Source organism: Nocardiopsis sp. N85 (assembly GCF_028882275.1).
GTDB classification, from domain to species: Bacteria; Actinomycetota; Actinomycetes; order Streptosporangiales; family Streptosporangiaceae; genus Nocardiopsis; species Nocardiopsis lambiniae.
In genome coordinates, this window is record NZ_JARBUT010000007.1 from 94,582 (window position 1) to 110,137 (window position 15,556).

13 protein-coding genes are annotated in these 15,556 nt (G+C 72.1%); 4 read left to right on the forward strand and 9 right to left on the reverse strand.

The features are described from left to right. Positions 1 to 32: 32 nt before the first annotated feature. The 7 genes from PWG71_RS11935 to PWG71_RS11965 all read right to left on the reverse strand — a co-directional run bounded on the left by PWG71_RS11935 (position 33) and on the right by PWG71_RS11965 (position 8,526). Positions 33 to 944, reverse strand: coding sequence for a TIM barrel protein (locus PWG71_RS11935; RefSeq protein WP_274809748.1), 912 nt, complete (start codon positions 942 to 944; stop codon positions 33 to 35). 82 nt (positions 945 to 1,026) lie between these two features. Further along, positions 1,027 to 2,523, reverse strand: a complete 1,497-nt coding sequence (locus PWG71_RS11940; protein WP_274809749.1) for a CoA-acylating methylmalonate-semialdehyde dehydrogenase — start codon at positions 2,521 to 2,523, stop codon at positions 1,027 to 1,029. Between the two features lie 25 nt (positions 2,524 to 2,548). Further along, the gene (gene iolD, locus PWG71_RS11945) at positions 2,549 to 4,444 is read right to left on the reverse strand and encodes a 3D-(3,5/4)-trihydroxycyclohexane-1,2-dione acylhydrolase (decyclizing) (RefSeq protein ID WP_274809750.1); all 1,896 of its coding nucleotides are present in this window, start codon (positions 4,442 to 4,444) and stop codon (positions 2,549 to 2,551) included. Continuing rightward, on the reverse strand, positions 4,441 to 5,328 hold the full coding sequence (gene iolB / locus PWG71_RS11950) for a 5-deoxy-glucuronate isomerase (protein WP_274809751.1): 888 nt from the start codon (positions 5,326 to 5,328) through the stop codon (positions 4,441 to 4,443). Before iolB ends, iolD begins: the two co-directional genes overlap by 4 nt. Next, complete coding sequence (locus PWG71_RS11955; protein ID WP_274809752.1) at positions 5,325 to 6,218, reverse strand: Cgl0159 family (beta/alpha)8-fold protein; 894 nt, start codon at positions 6,216 to 6,218, stop codon at positions 5,325 to 5,327. Before PWG71_RS11955 ends, iolB begins: the two co-directional genes overlap by 4 nt. Then, the gene (gene iolC / locus PWG71_RS11960) at positions 6,208 to 7,191 is read right to left on the reverse strand and encodes a 5-dehydro-2-deoxygluconokinase (protein WP_274809753.1); all 984 of its coding nucleotides are present in this window, start codon (positions 7,189 to 7,191) and stop codon (positions 6,208 to 6,210) included. The genes PWG71_RS11955 and iolC overlap by 11 nt, the downstream gene beginning before the upstream one ends. A 330-nt stretch (positions 7,192 to 7,521) precedes the next feature. After that, positions 7,522 to 8,526 carry a Gfo/Idh/MocA family protein gene (locus PWG71_RS11965; protein WP_274809754.1) on the reverse strand — a complete coding sequence of 335 codons (1,005 nt, stop codon included), beginning with the start codon at positions 8,524 to 8,526 and terminating at the stop codon, positions 7,522 to 7,524. Positions 8,527 to 8,749: 223 nt separating this feature from the next. Here PWG71_RS11965 and PWG71_RS11970 point away from each other — a divergent pair, with 223 nt between their 5' ends. The 4 genes from PWG71_RS11970 (at position 8,750) to PWG71_RS11985 (ending at position 13,063) form a co-directional block, all read left to right on the forward strand. Further along, the gene (locus tag PWG71_RS11970; protein WP_274809755.1) at positions 8,750 to 9,490 is read left to right on the forward strand and encodes a GntR family transcriptional regulator; all 741 of its coding nucleotides are present in this window, start codon (positions 8,750 to 8,752) and stop codon (positions 9,488 to 9,490) included. 344 nt (positions 9,491 to 9,834) lie between these two features. After that, positions 9,835 to 10,272, forward strand: a complete 438-nt coding sequence (locus PWG71_RS11975; RefSeq protein ID WP_274809756.1) for an ATP-binding protein — start codon at positions 9,835 to 9,837, stop codon at positions 10,270 to 10,272. A gap of 522 nt (positions 10,273 to 10,794) precedes the next feature. After that, on the forward strand, positions 10,795 to 11,997 hold the full coding sequence (locus tag PWG71_RS11980) for a PP2C family protein-serine/threonine phosphatase (protein WP_274809757.1): 1,203 nt from the start codon (positions 10,795 to 10,797) through the stop codon (positions 11,995 to 11,997). A gap of 199 nt (positions 11,998 to 12,196) precedes the next feature. Continuing rightward, positions 12,197 to 13,063, forward strand: a complete 867-nt coding sequence (locus tag PWG71_RS11985) for an NAD(P)-dependent oxidoreductase (RefSeq protein ID WP_274809758.1) — start codon at positions 12,197 to 12,199, stop codon at positions 13,061 to 13,063. Between the two features lie 642 nt (positions 13,064 to 13,705). Here the strand turns inward: PWG71_RS11985 and PWG71_RS11990 are convergent. After that, entirely contained in the window at positions 13,706 to 14,464 is a 759-nt protein-coding gene (locus PWG71_RS11990) for a MerR family transcriptional regulator (RefSeq protein ID WP_274809759.1), read from the reverse strand. Positions 14,465 to 14,481: 17 nt separating this feature from the next. After that, positions 14,482 to 15,372 (reverse strand): DUF2268 domain-containing protein, encoded by an 891-nt coding sequence (locus PWG71_RS11995; protein ID WP_274809760.1) that lies wholly within the window; start codon positions 15,370 to 15,372, stop codon positions 14,482 to 14,484. Positions 15,373 to 15,556 lie beyond the last annotated feature (184 nt).

Genomic DNA, 15,556 nt, shown 5'->3' on the forward strand with positions numbered 1-15,556 from the left:
GCACCGGCGGCTCAGCGTGGTCGGGCTGTGTGTCAGGCCTTCTGGTGGCGCGCCCCCAATCCGCAGCCGTTGAGGTACTTGCGGGTCCGGACCGCGATGGGCAGCGGGACGTCCGGCTCGCAGGGGTAGAGGTCCTGTTCGACGATCACGAACAGGCGGGCGTCGACCTCGCGCAGCGCGTCGATCACCGCCGCGGGTGCGGGCTCCCCCGCCGGGGGCTCCACGCACACGCCGCGCTTGACGGCCTCGCCGAAGCCGAGCTTCTCCTCATGGACCTGGCGGATGATCTCCGGGTCCATCTGCTTGATGTGGACGTAGTCCACGCGCTCGGAGTAGCGGCGGATCAGGTCGACCGCGTCGCCGCCCCCGTAGGCGACGTGCCCGGTGTCCAGGCACAGGGAGACGTACTCCGGGTCGGTGCCGTCCAGGAAGCGCTCGATCTCGGGCTGGGTCTGGACGTGGCTGTCGGCGTGCGAGTGCAGGCACAGCCGCACGTCGTGGTCGTTGAGCAGGATCTTGCCGAGTTCGTCGGCGGACCGGTGCAGATGACGCCACTGTCCGTCGTCGAGCGTCGGGGACTCGCTGAACTCCCCGGTCTTCTCGTCGCGGTACATCGGCGGGATGAAGACCAGGTGGTGCGCGCCCACGGCGGCGGTCAGCTCGGCCACCCTGCGGACCGTGGCGACGGTGTCGTCCCAGGCGTCCGGGTCGTGCAGGTTGCCGAACACGGTGCCGCCGGAGACCTTCAGGCCGCGTCGGCCCACCTCGTCGGCCAGCTGCGCGGGGTCGGTGGGCAGGTACCCGTAGGGGCCCAGTTCGAGCCACTCGTACCCGGCCTCGAACAGCTCGTCGAGGAACCGGTTCCACGGCGTCTGGTGCTCGTCCTCGGGGAACCACACGCCCCAGGAGTCGGGTGCGGACCCGAGGACCAGTTTGTCGGTCATTTCTGCCTCGTTTCGAAGAACGCGTTGAAAGGTGAACCGGGGGCCGGGCCACGGTGGAGTCGGTACCGCGGCCCGGACCGCCTCAGCCGTGGGTCGGGAAGTCGAAGGCGGCCGCGACCGAGCGGTCGACGTGCGGCCACCGGCTGGTGACGACCTTGGCGCGGGTGTAGAAGTGCACGCCCTCGGGTCCGTGGATGTGGTCGCCGCCGAACAGCGAGTCCTTCCATCCACCGAAGGAGTAGTGCGACATCGGGACCGGGATCGGCACGTTGACGCCGATCATCCCGACGGTGACCCCGCGTTGGAAGCGGCGCGCGACCTCGCCGTCGCCGGTGAAGATGGCGGTGCCGTTGCCGTACGGGTTGGCGTTGATGAGTGCGATCGCCTCGTCGAGGTCGGCCGCGCGGACCACGACCAGCAGCGGCCCGAAGACCTCCTGCCGGTAGACGTCCATGTCCGCGGTGACCCTGTCGAGCAGTGACGGGCCGACGAAGAAGCCCTCCTGGTGCCCCTCCACCTCCAGGTCGCGGCCGTCGACCACCACGACGGCGCCCTGCTCCTCGCCGGAGCCGACGAACGAGACGACGCGGTCGCGGGCCTGGGCGGTGATGACCGGGCCCATCTCGTTGGTGGCGTCCTGGCCGGGTCCGACCTTGATCGCCTTGGCCTTGTCGGCGAGCACCGGCACCAGGGCGTCGGCGGCCTCGCCCACGGCGACGACCGCGGAGATGGCCATGCAGCGCTGCCCGGCGGAGCCGAACGCGGCGGCGGTCAGGTGGTCGGCGGCGAACTCCAGGTCGGCGTCGGGCATGACCACCGCGTGGTTCTTGGCGCCGCCCAGGGCCTGGACGCGCTTGCCCGAGGCGGTGGCCCGCTCGTGCACGTACCTGGCGATCGGCGTGGAGCCGACGAACGAGACGGCCTCGACGTCCGGGTGGTCCAGGAGCCCGTCGACCGCGGTCTTGTCACCGTGCAGGACGTTGAACACGCCGTCGGGCAGTCCGGCGTCGGCGTAGAGCCGCGCGACGAAGTCGGACACCGAGGGGTCGCGCTCACTGGGCTTGAGGACGAACGTGTTGCCGCAGGCGATCGCGATCGGGTGCATCCACAACGGCACCATGATCGGGAAGTTGAACGGGGTGATGCCCGCGACGACGCCCAGCGGCTGGCGGAAGTCGAAGGTGTCGATCCCGGTGGAGATCTGGTCGGAGTAGCCGCCCTTGAGGGCGCTGATGATGCCGCACGCGTACTCGACGACCTCACGGCCGCGGACGATCTCGCCCTTGGCGTCGTCGACGACCTTGCCGTGCTCGGCGGCGATGATCCGGGCCATCTCGTCCTCGTGCCTGGCCAGGAGTTCGCGCAGTGAGAACATGACGCGGGTGCGCTTGGTCAGGGAGGAGTCGCCCCAGCTCTCGAAGGCCCTGGCGGCGGCCGCGACCGCGGCGTCGACGTCGGCCTGCTCGGCGAGCAGGACGGCGGCCTGCTGTCGCCCGGTGGCCGGGTCCCACACCGGCGCGGTGCGGGTCGAGGCCCCGGAGGTCGCGGCCCCGTCGATCCAGTGCTGGATGGTCTTCACTGTCGGTTCCTTCTTCCGGGAGGCGTCACAGGTAGTGGCGCTGTCCCTGCTGGTGGGAGCGGTAGGTCTCGTACGCGTCGCGGGTGCTGTCCAGGTCGGAGACCTGGCTGACGGGTACGTCCCACCAGGCGCTGCCGGGCGGGTTGGGACCCACCGGGTCGGTCTCGATGTGCACGACCGTCGTGGTGTCGGCGGCCTTGGCCTCGGCGATGGCGGCACGGAGGCCCTCGATCCCCTCGGCGCGGATGACCGTGGCGCCGAGGCTGGCGGCGTTGGCGGCCAGGTCGACGGGGAGGACCGTTCCGTCGAGCCGCCCGGTGGCGGGGTCGCGGTAGCGGTACCGGGTGCCGAACCGCTGCGAGCCCAGCGATTCCGAGAGCGACCCGATGGAGGCGAAGCCGTGGTTCTGGACCACGACGATGATCACCTTCAGCCCTTCGGAGACCATGGTGACGATCTCCTGGGCCATCATCAGGTAGGACCCGTCGCCGACCAGGACGACCACCTCACGGGAGGGGTCGGCCATCTTGACGCCGAGACCGCCGGCCACCTCGTATCCCATGCAGGAGTAGGCGTACTCGACGTGGTAGGCCTTGGGATCCCGGGCCCGCCACAGCATCTGTAGGTCGCCGGGCATGCTCCCGGCCGCGTTGACGACCACGTCGCGGTCGTCGAGCTCCTCGTTGAGCACGCCCAGGACGGCGGTCTGGGCGGGCAGCGGGCCGTGCTCGACGTGGTAGCAGGCGTCGGTGATCGCGGCCCACCGGTCGGCCAGTTCCCGGGTGCGGGCCCGGTGGTCGGCCGCGACCTCCCAGCCGGCCAGTTCCCGGCGCAGCGCCTCCAGACCCGTGCGCGCGTCGGAGACCAGCTGGGTGGCCGCGTGCTTGGCTGCGTCGAGCCGGGCCACGTTCAGGTTGACGAACGTGACGTCCGGGTCGGCGAAAACGGTGTGGCTGGCGGTGGTGAAGTCGCTGTAGCGGGTGCCGACGCCGATCACCACGTCGGCCTCGCGAGCCAGGGCGTTGGCGCTCTCGGCCCCGGTGGAGCCGACACCGCCGACGGCCCGGTCGTGGTCCCAGGGCAGCGCGCCCTTGCCCGCGTGGGTGTCGGCGACCGGGATTCCGGTGGCCTCGGCGAACTCGCGCAGGGCGGTCTCCGCCTCGGAGTAGACCACGCCGCCGCCCGCGATCAGCAGGGGGCGCTCGGCCATCCGGATCACCGCGGCGGCGCGGGCCAGCGCGTCCGGTTCCGGGAGCGGGCGGCCGATGTGCCACACGCGCTTGCGGAAGAACGTCTCCGGCCAGTCGTAGGCCTCGGCCTGTACGTCCTGGGGCAGGCACAGGGTGACCGCGCCGGTCTCGACGGGGTCGGTCAGGACCCGCATGGCCGCCTGGGCGGCCGGGATCAGCTGCTCGGGCCGGGTGACGCGGTCGAAGTACTTGGACACCGGGCGGAACACGTCGTTGACGGTCACGTCGCCACCGCGGGTGTCCTCCAGTTGCTGGAGCACCGGGTCGGGCACGCGGGTGGCGAACATGTCGCTGGGCAGCAGCAGCACCGGAATGCGGTTGGTGGTGGCCAGCGCCGCGCCGGTGACCATGTTCGTGGAACCGGGGCCGGTGGAGGCCGAGCAGGCGAAGGTCTGGAGCCGGTTGCGGGTCTTGGCGAAACCGACGGTGGCGTGCACCATGCCCTGCTCGTTGCGGGCGAGGTGGTAGGGCAGGTCGACCTCGCCGGTCGTGGCGGCCTGGAGCAGCGCCTGGCCGAGTCCGGCGACGTTGCCGTGCCCGAAGATGCCCCACACGCCGGGGATGAACCGCTGCTCGACGCCGTCGCGCTCGCTGTACTGCGCGGCGAGGAAGCGGACCAGGGCCTGGGCCGTGGTGAGCCGGACGGTCGGGGTGCCGGTGGGGTCGGTCATCGGGTCCGTCCCTCCTTCTCCTCGGTCGAGGTCAGCGGCAGGCGGTGGTCGATCTCCTGGTCGGCCCAGGTCCGGCGGACCCAGCCGTGCGCCGGGTCGTCGCAGATCTTCCAGGCGCGCTCCTGTCCGGGGCCCGCCATGACGTTGAGGTAGTACAGGTCGTACCCGGGCGCGGCCATGGACGGGCCGTGCCAGCCGTGCGGGATGAGGACGGCGTCCTCGGCGCGCACCTCGGCGAAGACGTCGATGGGGCGTTCCTCGGTGCCGTAGACCCGCTGGTATCCGATGCCGGGGCCGGCCGGGCCCTCGGAGACCTCGAAGTAGTAGATCTCCTCCAGCTCGCACTCGTCGGCGGTGACCTCGTCGTGCTTGTGCGGCGGGTAGGAGGACCAGTTGGAGTCGGGGGTGAGGACCTCGCAGGCGATGAGCTTGTCGGCGTCCAGGGTGCCGGGGGTGCAGAAGTTGTTCACCTGGCGGCTGGACCGGCCCGCGCCGCGCAGCTCGACCGGCACGTCCTCGGCCGGGACGTAGCGCGGCTCCAGCCGGCGCCCGCAGCGCGCGGAGGGGAGCGCGAACCGGCCGCCGGACTCGCTGGAGACGACGGCGTGGGCGTCGCGCGGCAGGTAGACGAAGTCGGTGACGCGGGTGAAGACCGACCGGCGGCCGGTGACCGCGAACTCCAGCCCGTCGACGGTGACCGAGCACCCGCCGTTGAGCGGCAGGACGAGGGTCTCGGCGTCGCCGGTGGCGATCTCCCGGGCCTGGCCGGGCGCCAGCTCCAGGACACGGAGCCCGGAGTACCCCCACCCGGCGGTCTCGGGGGTGATCACGGTGCGGAACGGCGGGGCGGCGGTGCTCCCCGCGGGCAGGTGGTACTCGCTCACAGCAACCCCACAGCGGTGTCGACGGCGGCCACGACGTCGTCGTCGGCCGGATAGAGGAGGGAACGGCCCACGGTCAGGCCGATGACGTTCGGCAGTTTGAGCGCCTCTCCCCAGCGGGCGAAGGCGGCGTCGGGGTCCTCGGACACCTCGCCGCCCAGCAGCACGGTCGGCAGGGTGGAGGTGGCCATGACCCGCTCCATCTCCTCGACGACCGGCAGTTTGAGCCAGGTGTAGGCGGAGGTGTTGCCCAGACCGGAGGCGATGGCCATGGAGCGCGCGACCGCGTCCGGCGCCAGGTCGTTGCGGATCACGCCGTCGGTGCGACCGGAGACGAACGGTTCCACCATGGCGGTGACCCGGGCCGCGTTGAGCTCGTTGACCGCCCTGGCGCAGCTCTCCAGGGTGGGGATGGTCCGGTCGTCGTCGTAGTCCAGGCGGAGCAGCATCTTGCCGCCCTCGAAGCCCATCCGGACGATCCCGGCGGCGTCGTAGCCGGTGAACCGGTCGTCGATCTCCCAGGTGGCGCCGGCCAGCCCGCCGCGGTTCATCGAGCCGAAGACCGACTTGCCGTCCAGGACGCCCGTTCCGTCGGGGTTCCTCAACAGCAGGAGGTCCTCCAGGATGTCCGCGGTGGCCAGGACGCCGGTCACGCCGGGGCGGGACAGCGCGGCGCGCAGGCGGTCCAGCAGGTCGACGCGGTCGGCCATCGCCATCGGCCGGTCGCCCGAGCGCAGGGCACCGCGGGCGGGGTGGTCGGCGGCGACGATCATCGCCTTGCCGTTCGGGCCCACCGGGGAGGTGGGGCGCACGCGCCCGGCGGCGGCCTCGGCGATGGCGCCCGGGTTGTGCAGCCGGGTCTCGACGATGGTGCGGAGCGTGTCAACCGACATGGGGGACCTCCCCGAGCTTGGCCTCGACCTCGGCGGAGGTGGGCATGGCGTCGGAGCAGGACAGTCGGGAGGCCACGATGGCGCCCGCCGCGTTGGCGAAGCGCATGACGCGCTCGGTGTCCCACCCGCCGAGCAGTCCGTGGCACAGCGCGCCGCCGAAGGCGTCGCCCGCGCCGAGGCCGTTGACGACGTCGACCGGGACGGGCGGCACGTGGACCTCACCGGTGTCGTCGACGGCGAGCACGCCCTCGGGTCCCTGCTTGACGACGACGAGGTCGATACCGGCGTCGCGCCCGGCCGCGGCCGCGGCCCGGGGGTCGCGGACACCGACGGCGGTCTCCCACTCGTCGAGGTTGCCCGCGGCGACCGTGGCGTAGGGAAGGGCTTCGGCGACCCGGCGGCGGGCCTCCTCGCGGGACTCCCAGAACATCGGCCGGTAGTCGAGGTCGATGATGGTGATGCCGCCGCGGCCGCGCGCCTTGAGCGCCTCCAACGTGGCGGTACGGCTCGGCTCCTGGCACAGGCCGGTGACGGTCACCCAGAACACGTCGGCGGCGGCGATGGCGTCCAGGTCCAGTTCCTCGGCCCGCACCCGCAGGTCGGGGGCGCTCGGGCTGCGGCCGTAGAAGTACAGCGGGAAGTCGTCCGGCGGGTGGATCTCGCAGAACGTGACGGGGGTGGGCAGGTCGGCGACCGGGGCGACGAACCTGTCGTCCACGCCGAACCCGCGCAGGGCCTGGTGGACGAAGGCGCCGAAGGGGTCGTCGCCGGTCCGGGTCACCACCGCGGAGCGGCGGCCGTACCGCGCGGCGGCGACGGCGACGTTGGTGGGGCTTCCGCCGAGGAACTTGCCGAAGGAGCGCACCGCGTCCAGACCGACCCCGATCTGCTCGGGGTAGATGTCGACGCCGACGCGGCCCATGGTGACGACCTCGAAGGGATCGTCAGGCCCGCGACCTGCACTGGCGTTCACTGGAACCTCCGTTGGTAGCGCTGCACCGGTACTTCTCTTCCTTGCTGTCGGGGTCTGTGGCCGGCGGCGTCGTGGTCGACGGCCGGTCCGGGTGGGCCTCGGAGGGTCTAGAGCGCTTCACCGGAGCGCTCCGGAGGGAGGCGTGGTGATCCATGGATCATGTGTCGACCACTCCCCACGTGTTCGGTGGAAGGGGACGGGGCCGGGGGGCGAAGCGAGTGGTCGGGACCGGGGTGCCGCCGATGGTGGGGACCCCATCGCACCGGGGGGTGGCGGACGTCCGACGGTGGAGGACGCGGCCGCCCCACGGGGCACCGGAGACTCCTGAGGTCACGGCCGCACCTCCTCGATCCGGACCGGTCGGCCCTCGCGGCGCGACCGGTCGGCGGCGTCGGCCACCAGGACGGCTTCGAGGGCGTCGGCGACCGTGCACGGGCTGGGTCCGCCGGTGCGGACCGCGTGGAGGAAGGCGGTGATCTCCGCGTCGTAGGCGGGCGCGAACCGGGACCAGAACTCCTGCCAGGGATTGAGGGAGGGGAAGGTCACCCCGTCCTCGGCCGAGCGGAGCGGCGCGCGCTCGTCCAGCCCGACGGCGATGGTCCCGGCCGTCCCGGCCAGCTCCATCCGCACGTCGTAGCCGCCGCCGTTGTAGCGGGAGCCCGACAGCGTGGCGAAGGTGCCGTCGTTCAAGGTCAGGACGGCCGCGGAGGTGTCGATGTCGTCGGCGGCGGCGAAGAGGTCGGCTCCGAGGTTGGCCCCGCGGGCGTAGACCTCCACGACCTCGCGGCCGGTCACCCAGCGCAGGACGTCGAAGTCGTGCACGTGGCAGTCGCGGAAGAGTCCGCCCGAGGTCGGCAGGTAGGAGGCGGGGGGCGGCGCTGCGTCGCAGGTCACCGCGTGGACGCGGTGCAGCTCGCCGAGTTCGCCGTCACGCAGGGCCTGGCGGGCGCGCCGGTAACCGGCGTCGAAGCGGCGCATGAAGCCGATGTGCACGAGGGCGTCGCGCCTGTCGACCTCGCGCAGGACCTCGACGGTCTCCGCGACGGTCGGCGCGACCGGCTTCTCGCAGAAGACGGGGGTTCCGGCGCGGACCCCGGCCAGGATGAGGTCGGCGTGCGCGGAGGTGGCGGCGGTGATGACGAGCGCGTCGATGGCCGAGGGGTGCAGCAGGTTCTCGATGGCGCCCGCGACGTGGGCGCCGACCCGGCCGGCGACCTCGCGGGCGCGCTCGGGGTCGACGTCGGCGACGACCAACTCGTCGACCTCGGGCCGCCGGACGATCGCCGCCGCGTGCGACTCACCGATCCGGCCCGCTCCCACCAGTCCGACGCGCATGCCCACCCCTCTCGGTCTCCGGAATCCCGGATACGGATGTCCCAGGTCTCACCAGGCTGTTCCCTGGGTCACAGCCACGAGCCAATGTTCACCCCACCGAAACGTGGATGTCAATACTTTGTCTAGACATGATTACGTATAGCCTTCAGGACAACTGGGCATCACTACACTGATCCCAGGAGGGATCGTCCTTCCGGTACTCCCACGACGAACGGACCCGCACGTGAGTCAGACCCCGCTGTCGATCGCGATCGACAGGAGCAGCCCGGTGCCCCTGTACTTCCAGGTCGCGCAGGAGCTGGAACGGCGCATCACGTCCGGGGAGATCGCCGTCGGCACCCGTCTGGAGAACGAACTGCACCTCGCCGAGCGGCTCGGCCTCTCCCGCCCCACCCTCCGCCGCTCCATCGAGTACCTGGTCGACCGGGGACTCCTGGTGCGCAAGCGGGGCGTGGGAACCCAGGTGGTCATGCCCCGGGTGCGCCGCCCACTGGAGCTGTCCAGCCTGTACGACGACCTGCGCCGCACGGGCGAACACCCGCGGACCGACGTGCTGAGGTTCGCGGTGGAGGCGCCGCCGGACGCGATCGCCACCGCCCTGGAGGTCCCGCCGGGCACCGAGGTCTACGTCATCGAGCGGCTGCGCTACGCCCGCGACGAACCGCTCGCGATCATGCACAACTACGTCCCCACCGATCTGGTGAGGCTGAGCGCCGAGTCCCTGGCAGACCAGGGGCTCTACCAACTGCTGCGCAACGTGGGCGTCTCGTTGAAGATCGCCTCGCAGAGCATCGGCGCGCGCAACGCCAGCGCCGCCGAGGCGCGCATACTGCACGAGACGCGCGGCGCCCCCCTGCTCACCATGGAGCGCACCGTGTACGACGACGTCGGCCGCGTGGTCGAGGTCGGCTCGCACGTCTACCGAGCGTCGCGCTATTCCTTCGAGCTCACCCTGACCGACTGAGCCCTTCACGGCCGCGCGCCACGGTGTCCTCACGTACGAGATGGCCCTGGAGCCCGGAGACCACCGGAACCCGATGCCCGTCCGCCCCTCCCGGGCCCTGCGGTGCCGATCTCACGTGACGGCCCCTCGGCCGGGTCGGCGTCGCCGACCCGGCCTCCGCTCTTTTCGCAGGTCATCAGGCATGGAGTTCAGGTAAATATGTCAAGACAACCTGTTGACTTCTAATCATCGCGGCGTTAGACCTGGACATACCACAGCGACCTGCGCCTCAGGCGGGCCCCTCCCCTTCCGGACCGGCCCGCGGACCGCTCCACCTCGGCGCAACGGCCGAAGGAGATCGCGAGATGAGCACGCTCGACGACGCGGTCCACCGCGTCGCCACACCGGACACCCTCGCGCGGGAGTTCCACCGGTTACCGGGAACACTCGCCTGCGCGGCCCGCGCACGAGGGCTCCTCGGACGGTTCCTGCACCGTCTCGGCCAGACCGACCTCGCCGACAGCGCCCAGTTGGTCGTGAGCGAACTGGTCGCCAACGCCGTCGAGCACGGTCTCCCACCGGTGGACCTGACCATGACCTGGCTGACCGACGGACGCCCCACGCTGCGCGTGGACGTGTGCGACCACGGTCTGTCCGGCGCCCTGCCCGCCGTCCTGACCCCGGCCGACGAGGCCGAGTCGGGCCGCGGCCTGCTCTTGGTGGAGCACGTCACCGACCGCTGGGGGATCGTCCCGCATCCCGTCACCGGAACCCACGCCTGGGCCGAACTCCGCACCGCCTGAACACGGCCCCACCGCACGTCCCGATGCCGAGGACGCAAGGGGAACCGAAGGGAAGCGCCCCTGGTCGCGGGGCCGGCGCGGCGGCAGGCGTCTCAGGTGACCTCCCCTTCCCGGACCCGCGCCCGAGAGGCCAACGGAGCGGGGGTGCGGCCTCCCCCGCCGCCCGGCGCTCCGGTATCAGCGTGAGCGTGCGGGCGCCGACGGCCCGTTCGCCGACGCCGGGGACCGGGGCCGCCCGTCCGGCGTTCGCCAGCGCGATCGCTCGTGGGGTCCCGGACCCACGAGCGGGCCCGGACACGGGCGGCCACGCGTTCCACGGTGATCATGGCAGGGATCGTCGCAGGGAGGCACAACGGGACCCCATCGGCAAGCGGGGCGACGAAGGCCGCACACCCCCCGGAGGCCGTGAACGAGGCAACCCGATGACCGGGAGCGGCCTGTTGTTCACGGTACGACCGGTGTGGGCAGGGGAGAATGGTGCCGGCGGTCAGGTCGGGATGGGTGGGAACTCGGGGGGCGACGATGGCGGGTGACCGGATCGGGCTGGTGGAGATGCTCGCGGCGGCGGAGGACGCGGCACCGGTGGAGTCCCTCGACGTGGTGGCGCGGAACCTTCGCGACCGATTCGACGCGCATGCGGTGTCGTTCCTGTTCGTCGACATCGTCGGTCGGCAGATGGTGCGGGTCGACGAGGAGACCGCCACGCGGACCGGAGGAGGCCACGCCGGTCGGATCCCGCTGGCCGACAGCGTCTACGACCGGGTGTTGCGCACCCAGGAACTGGTACGCGCCCCCGGTGACGGCCCCGGACAGCGGGTGCTCGCGCCGGTGACCAACCGGGGCGACACCATCGGTGTTCTGGAGATCACCCTGCCGCACGTCACCGAGGAGATCCTGGACGAGGTCCGCGAGGCCGCGCACGCGCTGGCGTACATCATCGTCACCGACCGCCGTTTCACCGATCTCTACCACTGGGGCCAGCGCACCACCCGGCTCACCTTGGCCGCCGAGATCCAACGCCAACTCCTGCCCGGAGCCCCCTCCTGCGAGGCCGCGCAGTTCGCCCTCGCCGCGGCCCTGACACCCGCCGACTCGGTCGCCGGGGACACCTACGACTACGCCCTCGACCACGACACCCTGCACCTGTCCATCACCGACACCATGGGCCATGACGTCAACTCCGCCCTCATGTCCACCCTTCTGATCAGCGCCTCCCGAGGCGCTCGCCGCGCCGACACCGACCTGGCCGAGCAGGCCCGCCGGACCCACCAGGCCCTTCTCGACCACGGCGGCCACACCCACGCCACCGGGCAGCTGGTGCGCATCGCCCTGGACGGGACCGGCGCGCGATTCGTCAACGCCGGACACCCCTGGCCGCTGCTCCTGCGGGACGGCATGGTGACCGAGGTGCGTCTGGACGTCGACCTGCCCTTCGGCATCCCCGCGCCCGCCTCCTACCAGGTACAGGACGTCGACCTGCGCCCCGGCGACCGCCTCGTCCTCTACACCGACGGTATGCAGGAACGCCGGGCGGAAACCGTCGACCTGCCCCGCCTGATCCGTGACACCGAAGGCGAACACCCCCGTGAGGTCGTACGGGCCCTCTCCACCGCGGTCACCGACGCCTGCGGCGGCCGGCTGGCCGACGACGCCACCGTCATGTGCCTGGACTGGCACGGCCCCCACTCCGGAGGCCGCGACGCCCAGGCCGGTGCCGACAGGTGAGCAGTGCCGCACCCCGTGCGGCCCGGCCGACGACGGCCCCGTGCCCGGTACGCCCCGGCGGCCGAACCCCCGACGTTCGCGCGAGGCCCCACCATCCGATCCTGTGGTGATCCGGTCTCCCCGATGCTCGGAGCCCGGGTTCGACGCGGAGACATCGCGTCTTGACCTCAACACCGGTTGATGTTCGAGGATCGCCGTCATGACAGAGAACAAGCGTTCCGTGAGACGGGTGGCGGTCATCGGCACAGGGGCCATCGGCGGTGCGGTGGCGCGGCGTCTGCTCGCCGACGGGCACGACGTGACGGTGTGGAACCGGACCGCGAACCGTGCGATCGATCTGGTGAACACGGGTGCCCGGCCGTCGGGATCCATCGAGGAGGCGGCGGCCTCCGCCGACTTGATCCTGTTCACCCTCACCGATTACGCGGCGGTGCGACAGTGCCTGTCCGAACTGGGCACCGACCTGTCCGAGCGGACGATCGTCGTCATGTGCACCGGGACCGCGGACGACGCTCGGCAGGCCGCCCGGCAGGTCGCCCCCACGGGGGCCGACTACATCGACGCGGGCATCCAGACCTCACCGGAGATGATGGGCACCGATGCGGCGACCATTCTCTACAGCGGTTCGCGGGCCGCGTTCGAGCGGCACCTCACGACCCTCGCGTCGCTGAGCAGGCCCCGTTTCGTCGGGGAGGCGCCGGATGCGGCCGCCATCTGGGACCTCGCGCTCTTCGGTGTCTGGTACGACGCCCAACTGGGCCTGCTTCGAGCCATCGACACGGTGCGGCGGGCCGGCATCGACGTCACCGAGTTCTCCGACACGGCGGCCACCCAGCTCGGTCACGTGGTCGCGGCGGTTCCCGCCACCGTCGCCGAGGCGCGAGAGGCCGAGTACCCCAGGGGCCCCGCCGACCTCACCGAGCACCTCACGGTCGTGCGTCACCTCATCGGGCTGCGGGCCGGTCGGCATCTCGGCGACGGCGGTCTGGCGCCGGTGGCGGCCAGGATCGAACGGCTCATCGCCGATGGACGCGGGCGAGAGGGGCTGACCGCGACGATCGGGTAGTGTTCCGCGGCTTTTTCGCGGGCCCACCGACCTGAGGGGCGTCCCTCGACGGGCCCTGCCCGACCTCGGCCCCGGGCGGCGGCGCCGCCGTGGAGCGCCCCGTTCGGGCGCGGACGAGTTCGGTCGCGGTGGCCCCGTCGTCGAACACCTGCCGGTCCACGGCGGAGAGGAGGGCGGGGTCGAGTCCGCCGTCGACGAGCGGAACGCCCGCCCCCGCCAGGACCGGATGGCCCCTGAGGACCAGGCGGGCGATCTCCGACAGGAGGACGCCCGCCGGTTTCCCGCCACCGCACAGCCGGACGTCCTTCCCCCTCCTCCTTGACGACGGTGTCGAAGCGGGCGTTGGGCGTGTCGGCGAGTCCGGCGGCCTCGCGGCCGACGCTGGGCGTGGCCTCGGGCCGGTGGGCGTCGATCCAGGTGTTGTGGCCGGCCGAGCGCTCCTCATCGGCCAGGGCCGGGAAGAAGAAGTCGAACTCTCCGCAGGGACCCGCGGTCCGCCCGTCGAGGGGGGCGCGTGGCAGGCGAGTCCATGCTGGGAACGACTCCGATCAAAGCACTTCACTTGAGGTGACCAGAGGAGCGGCGGGCACCGCGGACCACGGTCGGCGGATATCCGGGGTGCGCGGCGCGGGTACGGGGCGCCTACATCCGGGTCCGGGCGTACTCGTGCAGCGCGTCGCGGACGAACGCCGCGCCCTCCGCCCCCTGGTAGGTGGCGATGAAGGCCGGGTTCTCGACATAGGTGTCGGCCAGGCACGTCACCATCGAGATCGCGCGCTCCCGATCGCCCTCGGCCGTCGGGGTGCCCGGGATCCCGGACAGCCACTCCACGTGCCGGGCCGCCACCCCCTGGGCGCGCGCCGACACGGGCGCGACCCCCTCCCCCCGAGCGGCGACCCACGCGGCGACCAGGTCCTCGGTGTCCCGCTTCCATGCCTGCTGCTCCCGCAGGCTCTTGGCGTGCCACCACTCGTGGCCCGCTCGGAACGCGTCCTCCCCCCAGCGCTCGGTCACCTCGTCCCGGTAGCGGTCGTTGAACCCCTCCAGCAGCACGTCCGCGCACGGTTCCGCCCCGGCCTCCCGGGCCGTCAAGACGTGCCGCACCGCCCGGAGGTCCCGGTCGATCCGGTCGCGTTCCTCCTCCAGTGCGGCGATGTGCGCCCGGAGCCCGTCGCACTCGTCGACCTCCTCGGCCAGGACCTCGGCGATGGCCGCCAGTCCCATGCCCGTCCGGCGCAACAGCAGGATGCGCCGCAGGCGGGCGACCTCGCCGGGACCGTAATGGCGGTGGCCGTTGTCACCCACCCGGGAGGGGGGCAGGAGTCCGACGCGGTCGTAGTGCCGCAGGGTGCGGCCGGTGACGCCCGCCCTGGTCGCGAGTTCCCGGATCGTCCACTCCATGGTCGTCCCCCCGTCCGTCACCGGCCCAGATGGCGCAGCGCGGTGTCGATGACCTCCGTGCGGTCGGCGCGCACGGCCTCGGCGGCGGTGCGCCCCGTGGCCGCCAGGTAGGCGTCGGCCAACCGGTTGCCGACGGCGTACCCGGCACCGGTCGGCAGCCCCACCGGCGTGGCGCCGAACCGTTCCGCGCTCGCGTCGCCGTGCACCCAGGCCGTGAAATTCTCCATGCCGGTCACGTCGAGCCCCGACAGCACCTTGCCGAAGACCGCCTCGTCGTCCAGGGACGGTACACCGATACGGGTGCGACCGAGCGCGTCGCCGTACAGCTCCCGGGCGAAGGCGTCGGCCAGACCCTCGCCGATCACGTGCTCGCCGACGGTGACGGTCGCCGGATCCCACACGACCCCGCCCGGTCCGTAGCGCAGGTTGTGGTGGAGTTCGTGCACGGCGGTGGCCTCCAGCCGCTCCACGTTCTCGGGGAAGGGCCACAGGGTGATGGTGATGTATCCGGCCAGGCCGCCGGAGCCGGCCAAGCCCAGGACCGGCCCCATGAAGTGGGGGTCGCCCGGGTCGCCGAGCACGAACAGCACGGTGATGTCGGGGCCCTCCATCCCCGGCGTTCCCTTGAGCAGCACGGCCGACGCCTCGTCGAGGGCGCTTCTCATCCGGCCCCAGGCGTCGGCCGCCGCCAACGTGTCGAGCGCCGCGAGGCAGCGTTCCTCGTCGCGGTCGAGGGGGAACCCGAAGGACCGCAGGTGCAGGTCGGCGAGGTCGACCTCGCCGGGGACGAAACGGTACATGTCCCGCACGGGTTCGAGCATGGCGCGCAGCAGGTCGAGGCGGTCGGCGGCGGGGGCGCGCAGGATGCGCCCCATGGAGGTCAGGGTGTCCGCAACGGTGATCTTCATGGGCCCGACGCTAGGGGTTGACGCTGCGTCAAGGTCAAACCCGAAGGCGGCCCCCTTCGCCCGTGGCACCGTCCACGCGCTCACGCGGCCCCTTCCCCCCGGGCCCCGGCATTCGACGGCCACGGTCTCGCGATACCGGTCCGGTCACCGGGTCGGCATGGTGCGCTCGTCGGACACGGGACGG